Source organism: Micromonospora maritima (genome assembly GCF_902825405.1).
Classification (GTDB): Bacteria; Actinomycetota; Actinomycetes; order Mycobacteriales; family Micromonosporaceae; genus Micromonospora; species Micromonospora maritima.
Genome location: NZ_CADEAU010000230.1, coordinates 1 through 8,381 on the forward strand (window position 1 = coordinate 1; position 8,381 = coordinate 8,381).

The window sequence follows — 8,381 nt, forward strand, 5'->3', positions numbered from 1 at the left end:
CCGGCGGCCGGCGAGCGCGTCGAAGGCGAGGCTGGCCCGTCGGCGCGCCTCCTCGGCGGCGGAGCCGACCAGGTCGGTGGCGTCGTCGGCCAGGCCGGAGGAGTTGCGGCGGGCCGCCCGGGTGGCGTCCCGCACGCTGTCACCGGCGGTGCCGACCGCGGAGAGCAGGTGCTCCCACGCCTGGTCCGCGACCCGCTCGGTCTTGCTGCGGCGGTCCATCAGGCTGGATCCGAACATCGTTCTACCTCCTCGGGTGCCGAAGCCCGGCGGCCACTTCGGACTCCGGTGTTCATCCGGCGCGTCACGGTTCACTCCCCCTGGGCTGTGCCCCACCGGCGCGCGCGCCAAACCCGTCCCGGCCCCGACCCAGGGCGTCGTCGGGGCGAATCGGACGAACCGCCGAGAACGTGACGGGGACCGGGTGTCCGCCCGGGGTGCGCGGGCCCGCTACCCTGGTCGGCGGATCGGCCGGTCCGGCCCGGTCGTTCGGCCGGTCGCGGTCCGCGTCGAAGGGGAAATTGGAACCCGGAGGTCCGGATTGGGTTCGCCCAGGTGTGCCCACTCCGCGAATTGCTCATCCCGGGGGGTGGCGACCGGGGCCGTCGGAGGAATACTCTCGGTCGCGGCCCGCGTACTGATGAGGCGCCCGTACGGGCGAGTGGAGGTGCTCGCGTGAGCCTGTCGATCGTGAAGTCGGTGCGTCCGGGTGGTGTCGTCCAGATCGCGCCCCGTGGGGAGATCGACGTCGACACCGCGTACGAGGTGCGGGAAGCGATCGCCGAGGTGCTCGCGAAGGCCCGACCCGCCCGGATCGAGCTCAACATGCGGCTCGTGACGTTCATCGACTCCGTCGGCATCAGCGCCATGGTCGCCGGCTTCCAGACCTGCGAGGTCAGCGGCGTCAAGCTCGTGGTCACCGAGCCGAGCCGGTTCGTGCACCGGCAGCTCTGGGTGACCGGGCTGCTCGGCCTCTTCGGCGCGCCCGAGCCCTGGTTCGCCGACGACGCCCCCGAGGTGCTGCCCGGCGCCTGAGCGGCACCCTCGACCCCTCTCCGGCCCGGGGACCTTCGACCCGTTGCCAGTCCGGCTCCGGTACGGGACTATCGTCGCGACCCACGACGGCGAGGGGGATCGGTTGCAGAGCAGCGACAGCTTCAGCTACACCGTGCAGGCCCGGTGCACACGGGCGGAAGCGGTGGCCCTACTCGGCGACCTGAGCCGGCAGGGCGAGCTGCATCCGCTGATCGTGCGGGTCCGGCAGGTGCCGTCCCGGCCCGGCGCGCTGGCCAGCTACGCGATCACCGACCGGCTGGAGCTGGGTCCGCTGCACTTCCCGGTCACCTACCAGGCGGACGTGCTGGTCGCCAGCGAGGACGAGGTGGTCACCGTGGCCCGGCAGCAGCCGGCGACGACGGTCCGCAACCACACCCGGCTGCGCGACGAGCCCGACGGCGTGGTGCGGATCGACGTGGAGATCACCCTGACCGCGCCGGCCCCGCTGTTCGGCTACGCGTTCCGCCAGGCCCGCGCCGCCCATCTCGGCCTCGCCGCCCGCCTGGGCGCGACCCTCGAGGGGCGGCCGGTCTGACTCAGCCGGCCCGCCGGGCGGGAACCGGCCGGCGGGCGCCCGCCCGCAGCCGTCCCCACGGCTTCCAGGTGGACAGCACGGTGGCCACGAGCAGCAGCGTGGTGGAGACGGCCGGCGGCACCACCAGATCGACCCGCAGGTGCGCGTCGGCGGCGCCGGCCAGCGCGCCGAGATGCCGGATCCGGGGCGTCAGCAGGAGCAGCACCAGCCCCAGCATCACGGTGGTGAGCGCGAACTTCACCAGCACCCACCGCCAGCGCAGCAGGCCCCAGGGGGTGAGCAGCGCGCTGGCCACCCCGACCAGCCAGACGGCGACGCTCAGCGGGGCGAACAGCCAGGTGGCCAGCAACGCCGCCGCGGGGTAGACGACCTCCGGGTCGGCGCCGCGCAGCCCGGCCACGCCCAGCGCGAGCAGCCCCAGGTCGGCGCCGAGCCAGCCGAGCGAGGTGACCAGGTGGGCGGTGAGCAGCGCCTTGCGTCCGGTGGGGGAGAGTCGTCTCATACCGCCGATCGTCGGCCGTCGCGCGGCCCACGTCGTGGGCCGCGCGACGACATCCGACGTACGTCGGGGAGCGTAGTGCTCAGTAGACCGACAGGTGCACGTGGTTGGTGTGGTCGCTGGACGGGTCGCCGTTGCCGCCGCTGTACGACTTCCAGCCGCTGCTGGGCAGCCAGATCTGCTTGAACCAGATCACGTAGAGCACGGCGAGCGGGTCGGCGTTGCGCACGAAGTACGCGGCCAGGTTGTTGCCGTACGTCCGGTCGCCGCCGCTGGCCACCCCGCCGAAGCCGTCCTTCTGGGCGGCGAAGTCGCAGGCGCGTCCCTTCGGGTGCTCACCGGACCCGCTGGGTCGGTGGCAGGAGACGTACCGGGTGAAGCCGGCCGCCTTCGCCTGTTGCAGCGCGTGCAGCGTGCGCGGGGTGATGCAGCCGTCGGCCGGCGTCGGGTCGTTGACGCTGCACGACTCCGCCGGCCAGGAGCCGTCGGAGTTGCGCTTGGCGGGCGTCGCGTTCGCCGTCGAGGTGCCCCGGACGCCGCCGCTGCCGGCGGACGGCCTGTCGTTCGCCACCTCCAGCGCCCGCTCGGCCTGCTGCTTGCGCTTGGCCATCACCGCGACCTGCTTGCGCTGCTCCCGGATCTCGCCGTCGAGCGCGGCGCGGGTCCGGGTCGCCTCGTCCCGCGTCGTGATCAGGTCGCGCAGGGTCCGGTCCTCGTGCGCGGCGACCTGCTCCAGCGCCGCCGCCCGGTCCATGAAGCCCTCGGGGCTGCTGCTGCCGAGCAGCGCCGCCGCGGTGCCCATCCGGCCGGTGCGGTACGCCACCTCGGCGATCTCGCCGACCTTGGCGTCGCGTACGGCCAGCTCGGCGCCGACCGCGTCGAGTCGCTCGGTGAGCTGCTTCTGCCGGGCCACCGAGCGGCTGAGCGCGGTCCTGGCCTCCAGCCAGCCCTTGCTGGCCGCGTCGAGCTGGGCGCGCAGTTCCGGGGTGCCGCCCTCGTCGTCACCGCCGGGGGCGGCGGCACGCAGGCCGGTGGGGGAGGCCGACCACGCCGCCGCGGCGGGGGTGGTCGGCACGGTCACGACGCCGAGGGCCAGCATCGTGACGAGCAGGGCCGCCATCCGGGCGGCCGTCCGTCGTACAGGTGCCACTGGGGGCATTCACGTGTCCTTCCGTCAACCGCCGACCGGGTTAGCTGACGGGTTCGGGACGGAAGATCCCTACCGCTGACGCGGATGCACCCCACGTACGTGGTTCCCCGGCTCGCCCTGCGGGCGATTAGGCGACGGCCGCTCCACCGGCGCCGGGTGTGGCGCCGTGGGTGTGGCCGCGACCGAGCCTACCGGCGCTGCCCGGGGCCGGCTCCGTCGCCCGGAGCCGCGATCCCGGCAAAGCCGGCATTACGCCACAATAGCCGCCGAGATTTAAGTTTGCCCTAATTACCACTCGGTCGGGCCGCACGCCCCGGCCGACGCTCCGGGTTCGATCTGCAACGTCGCGTGATCGATCGAGAAGTCCTCGTGCAGGGCGGCTCGGGCGGCGGCCAGCACGGCGGCGACCTCGGCGCCCGGATCGGTGGTCAGGTGCGCGGAGGCCACCTCCATGCCCGAGGTGAGCGTCCAGACGTGCAGGTCGTGCACCTCCGCCACACCCGGCACCGCGGCCAGCCGGTCGTGCACGGCGGTCACCTGGAGATGCTCCGGCGCGGCCTGCACCAGGATGCGGACCGCCGCCCGCCCGAGCCGCCAGGTGCGGGGCAGGATGAACAGGCCGATGGCGACGGCCACCAGCGGGTCGGCCCACCACCAGTCGGTGGCCGCGATGACAAGCGCGGCGCCGATCACCCCGAGCGAGCCGAGCAGGTCGCCGAGCACCTCCAGGTACGCCCCGCGCAGGTTGATGCTCTCCTGCGCCCCGGAGCGCAGCAGCGCGAAGGCCCCGATGTTGGCGAGCAGGCCGAGCACCGCCACCACCAGCATCGGGCCGGCGAGCACCTCGGGTGGCTCACCGAACCGGCGTACCGCCTCGACCAGGACGTAGACCGCGACCGCGCCGAGCAGCACCGCGTTCGCCAGCGCCGCGAGGACCTCCAGTCGGTAGAGGCCGAACGTGCGCTGCGGATCGGTGGTGGCGCGTCGGGTGGCGGTGATGGCGGCGAGCGCCATGCCGATGCCGAGCACGTCGGTGAACATGTGCCCGGCGTCGGAGAGCAGCGCGAGCGACCCGGTCGCGAAGGCGGCCACCGCCTCGACCAGCATGAGGGCGGTGAGCAGCGCGAACGCCGCCCAGAGCCGGCCCCGGTGGCGGTGTGCCGCGTTGGTCACCGCACCGCTGTGGTCATGACCTGCGCCCACGCACACACCCTTCCCTCCCGCACCCCGGCCAGGCCCAATGTATGTTCACATCGCTATGTGTGCAAGTGAGGGTCTGTCACCCGGTCGGGTCGAGCGTGGTGAGGCGCTGGGTGGCCCGGGACAGCGCGACGTAGAGCGTCCGCACCCCCGAGCCGGGATCGGCCCGGATCTCGCTCGGCGCGACAAGCACCACGCCGTCGTACTCCATGCCCTTGGCCTGCAGGCTGGTCACCACCTGGAGCCGGCCGGCGCCGAGGCCGTCCAGCCAGCCGGCCACCTCGTCCCGGCGCGGCACCGGAGTGATCACGCCGACGGTGCCCTCCACCTCGCCCAGCAGCGTCCGGGCCGCCTCGACGGTCGCCGCCGGCAGCTCGGCCGCGGGCACCGTGCGCTCGACCGGCGGCACACCAGTGGAACGCACCGCGTCGGGCAGCGTCAGGTCCGGGTACAGCCGGCGGATCTCCGCCGCCGCCACCGCGAAGATCTCCGCCGAGTTCCGGTAGTTGGTGGTCAGCTCGTAGCGGTGCCGGCGGCGTCGCCCCAGTGCCTGGTCGCGGGCCCGGTCCAACTCCTGCGGGTCGCCGGTCCAGGCGGTCTGGGCCGGGTCGCCGACCACCGTCCAGGACGCCAGCCGGCCGCGCCGCCCGACCATCCGCCACTGCATCGGCGACACGTCCTGCGCCTCGTCCACCACCACGTGGGCGTAGTCGCGGTAGTCCGCCGGACGCTCGCGGGCCGCCGCCCGGGCGGCGCGCTGCCGGTCGGCGTACGTGCTCAGCTCGCGCACGCCGCCGGCCAGCTGGTAGGGGTCCCGTTTCGGCTTCGCCCGCCGCACCGGAGTGCCGAGCAACGCGTCCAGCTCGTCCAGCAGGGCGATGTCGGCGACGGTCAGCCCGTCGGTGTCCAACGTCCGGTACGCGTCGGTGAGCAACCGGATCTCGGCCGACGAGAGAACCCCGCCGGCGTACCGGCGCAGCCGCTCCGGCCGCGCCAGCCAGCCCAGCACGTGGCGCGGATGCAGCCGGGGCCACCAGGCCTTGAGGAACTCGCGGAACTCCGGCCGCTCGATGATCTCGTCCTCGAACGCGGGCTGCTCCGGCAACCGGCCCACCCGCAGCGTGCGGGCCTGCGCGTAGAGCGCGGCGAGCACCGCGTCGAACGCCGACCGACGCACCTCGTTGCGGCGCGCGCCCCGGGTCAGCGTCCGGTCCCGGATGCCGTCCAGCGCGGGCCGCTCCAGCCGCAGCAGCTCACCGCGGTAGAGCAGGCGCAGCTCCGCCGGCGAGTCCGGCACCGCGTCCCGCACCGCCCGCTCCAGCACCCGGCGCATCCGCAGCGACCCCTTCACCGCGGCCACCTCCGGCGGATCGGTCCGGGTCGCGGACATCCCCGGGAACAGCGAGCCCAGCGAGTGCAGCGTGGCCGTCTCCTCGCCGAGCGAGGGCAGCACCGAGGCGATGTACTCGACGAAGACGCCGGACGGGCCGACCACCAGGATGCCGCCGCCGGCGTAGCGGGCCCGGTCGGAGTAGAGCAGGTACGCGGCCCGGTGCAGCGCCACCGCCGTCTTGCCGGTGCCCGGACCGCCGGAGACGATCGTGATGCCGCCGCCGGGGGAGCGGATCGCCTCGTCCTGCTCGCGCTGGATGGTGGCGACGATGTCCCGCATGCCCCGGCCGGTGGCCCGAGAGAGCGTGGCCAGCAGCGCGCCGTCGCCGACCACCGCCATGTCCGCCGGAGCCGCCTCCGGATCGAGCAGGTCGTCCTCGATCCGGGTGACCTTCTCGGCGGCCGACTGGATCGTGCGCCGCCGCACGACGCCGCGCGGCTCGGCGGGCGTGGCCTGGTAGAACGCCGCTGCGGCCGGCGCCCGCCAGTCCACCACGAGCGTCTCCGCGTCGTCGGCGCGTACGCCCAGCCGGCCCACGTGCAGCACCTGCCCGGTCCGCAGGTCCAGCCGGCCGAAGACCAGCCCCTCGTGCTCGGCGTCCAGCACGTGCCGCCGCTGGGCGGCGTGGAAGACCATCGCGTCCCGCTCGACCAGGGCGCCGAAGGTGCCCACCCGGGCCAGCCGGTAACCCTCCCGCTCGGCGTCGGCCGCGGACCGGCGCAGTTCGGCCAGCCGGGCGTACACCCGGTCGAGATGCCGCTGCTCGGCGGCGATCTCCCGGTCCAGCGTGGTCTGGTCGGTCAACGCGGTGCTCCTGGGGTCGGACGGCACGACGGGGCTGAATGAGGGTACGGGCCGCCGGCAAGGCGGACGTCGGGGCCATGCCGCCGGCCGGGGTCGCGTCGACGGCGCTTGCCCGTTATCCGGTCGTTCCCACCCGTTTTCCGGGCCGTTGCGCCGCGGCCGGGTGCGGCCCGGCGAGGGTGGCCGTCAGGGTGTGACGGTGGCGACGGCGGCGGCGTCGCCACCGCGGCCGGCCGGCGCGGCGAGGACCCGGTCCAGCACCCCGGCGACGGCCGCGTTGACCTCGTCCGGCCGCTCCATCATCAGCATGTGACCGGCGCCCGGGCAGACGGTCAGTTCGGCCGTGGGCAGCGCCGCCGCGATGGACTCGGCGCAGGGCGGCGGGGTCAGCCGGTCCCGGTCACCGACGAGCGCCGCGGCCGGCAGCCCGCCCAGCGCGGTAAGCGTCTCCAACCGGTGCTGGGCGCCGATCGAGGCACGGAACCCGCCGATCGAGCGCAGCGTGGCGCGCGCCACGGCCGACGTGACCAGCCGGATGTCCGCCCCGTCGCAGCGGTCGCCGAAGAGCATCCAGCGGATGCTCGGGCGCAGCGCCCGCAGCAGCGCGTGCGGAGGTCGCCAGCCGCCGCAGCGGGCCAGCACCCCGGCGCCGGTGGTCTCGGCGAGGCGGATCAACCGGGCGATCCGGGGCGAGAGCCCGTAGACGGTGTGCGTGTGCCCCTCGGCGGTGGTCGACACGAAGACCAGGCCGGCGGTACGCGCGGCGAACCGGTCGGGGTGGCGGTGGGCGTACTCCATCACGGTCATCCCGCCCATCGAGTGCCCCACCAGCACGACCGGCCCGGACGGGGCGATCTCGTCGACCACCGCCGCCAGGTCGTCGCCGAGCTGCGCCAGGGTGGCGTCGCGCAGTGCCAGGCAACTCGACCGGCCGTGGCCGCGCGCGTCGTAGGTGACCAGGCGCACCCGGTCGGCGAAGCGCTCCCGCAGGTCGGCGATCTGGCGGTGCCAGCTGCGCCCGTCCAGCGTCCAGCCGTGCAGCAGGACGACGGTGACCTCGGCGTCGACCGGCCCACTGACCGTGACGTGCAGGCGTACGTCGTCGGACAGCCGCAGTTCCCGATGCTCGGGCATCGTCCACCTCCCCGGGCCGGACCGGCGCACGCACCGGAGTGACCCGGCGGTAACACCGGCGTTACCCGCCATGACACCACGGCAACCGGGGTGGGGAGAAGATTCGACGTCCGGCCGCGCGCGGTCGCATCGGTGACCAGGCTGGAGGCATGCCGTCCACCCCCGCCGCCCGCAGCCCCCGGGCCGCCCTGGCGGAGCTGCTCGGTGGCAACCGCCGGTTCGTCAGCGGCCAGCCGCTGCACGGGCACGACGTGACGGCCGCCGCGGCGGTGGCCTCCGGGGATCAGCAGCCGTACGCGGTGCTGCTGGGCTGCATCGACTCCCGGGTGCCGCTGGAGGCGATCTTCGACCAGACGTTCGGTTCGATCTGTGTGATCCGCACCGGCGCGCACGTGCTGGACCGGGCGGTGTGCGGCTCGATCGAGTACGTGGTGGGCCAACTCGGGGTGCGGCTGGTGATGGTGCTCGGCCACGAGCGCTGCGGCGCGGTCGGCTCGGCGGTCGACGCGCTGCGCACCGGACGGCGGCCCGGCGGCGCGCTGGCGTACGTGGTGGACCGGATCGCCCCGGCGGTCCTCGAGGTCGGGGTGGACGACCCGGCCGCCCACCCGCT

8 protein-coding genes, 1 pseudogene and 1 riboswitch are annotated in these 8,381 nt (G+C 74.5%); of the genes and pseudogenes, 3 read left to right on the forward strand and 6 right to left on the reverse strand.

Annotation, left to right across the window (positions count from 1 at the left end):
- Nucleotides 1-237 (reverse strand): annotated as a pseudogene (locus HUW36_RS19605) (hypothetical protein); the annotation flags it as partial.
- 435 nt (nt 238-672) lie between these two features.
- Here HUW36_RS19605 and HUW36_RS19610 point away from each other — a divergent pair.
- On the forward strand, nt 673-1,032 hold the full coding sequence (locus tag HUW36_RS19610) for an STAS domain-containing protein (RefSeq protein WP_091572519.1): 360 nt from the start codon (nt 673-675) through the stop codon (nt 1,030-1,032).
- A 103-nt stretch (nt 1,033-1,135) separates the two neighbouring features.
- Nucleotides 1,136-1,588: an SRPBCC family protein gene (locus tag HUW36_RS19615; RefSeq protein ID WP_174529509.1), complete on the forward strand. Its 453-nt coding sequence runs from the start codon at nt 1,136-1,138 to the stop codon at nt 1,586-1,588.
- A 1-nt stretch (nt 1,589) separates the two neighbouring features.
- On the opposite strand, the gene HUW36_RS19620 is transcribed toward HUW36_RS19615, so the two are convergent.
- The 5 genes from HUW36_RS19620 to HUW36_RS19640 all read right to left on the reverse strand — a co-directional run bounded on the left by HUW36_RS19620 (nt 1,590) and on the right by HUW36_RS19640 (nt 7,768).
- Complete coding sequence (locus HUW36_RS19620) at nt 1,590-2,090, reverse strand: DUF2269 domain-containing protein (RefSeq protein ID WP_174529510.1); 501 nt, start codon at nt 2,088-2,090, stop codon at nt 1,590-1,592.
- A gap of 79 nt (nt 2,091-2,169) precedes the next feature.
- The gene (locus HUW36_RS19625) at nt 2,170-3,246 is read right to left on the reverse strand and encodes a coiled-coil domain-containing protein (protein WP_174529511.1); all 1,077 of its coding nucleotides are present in this window, start codon (nt 3,244-3,246) and stop codon (nt 2,170-2,172) included.
- 5 nt (nt 3,247-3,251) lie between these two features.
- Nucleotides 3,252-3,381, reverse strand: a riboswitch (cyclic di-AMP (ydaO/yuaA leader).
- Between the two features lie 144 nt (nt 3,382-3,525).
- On the reverse strand, nt 3,526-4,440 hold the full coding sequence (locus HUW36_RS19630; RefSeq protein WP_174529512.1) for a cation diffusion facilitator family transporter: 915 nt from the start codon (nt 4,438-4,440) through the stop codon (nt 3,526-3,528).
- Between the two features lie 76 nt (nt 4,441-4,516).
- A complete protein-coding gene (locus HUW36_RS19635) occupies nt 4,517-6,634 on the reverse strand; it encodes a HelD family protein (protein WP_174529513.1) in 2,118 nt (705 codons plus the stop codon).
- Between the two features lie 186 nt (nt 6,635-6,820).
- Entirely contained in the window at nt 6,821-7,768 is a 948-nt protein-coding gene (locus HUW36_RS19640; protein ID WP_174529514.1) for an alpha/beta fold hydrolase, read from the reverse strand.
- A gap of 149 nt (nt 7,769-7,917) precedes the next feature.
- On the opposite strand from HUW36_RS19640, the gene HUW36_RS19645 reads away from it, so the two are divergent.
- Nucleotides 7,918-8,381: carbonic anhydrase (locus HUW36_RS19645; RefSeq protein ID WP_174529515.1), on the forward strand; the 464-nt coding region annotated here is incomplete at its 3' end.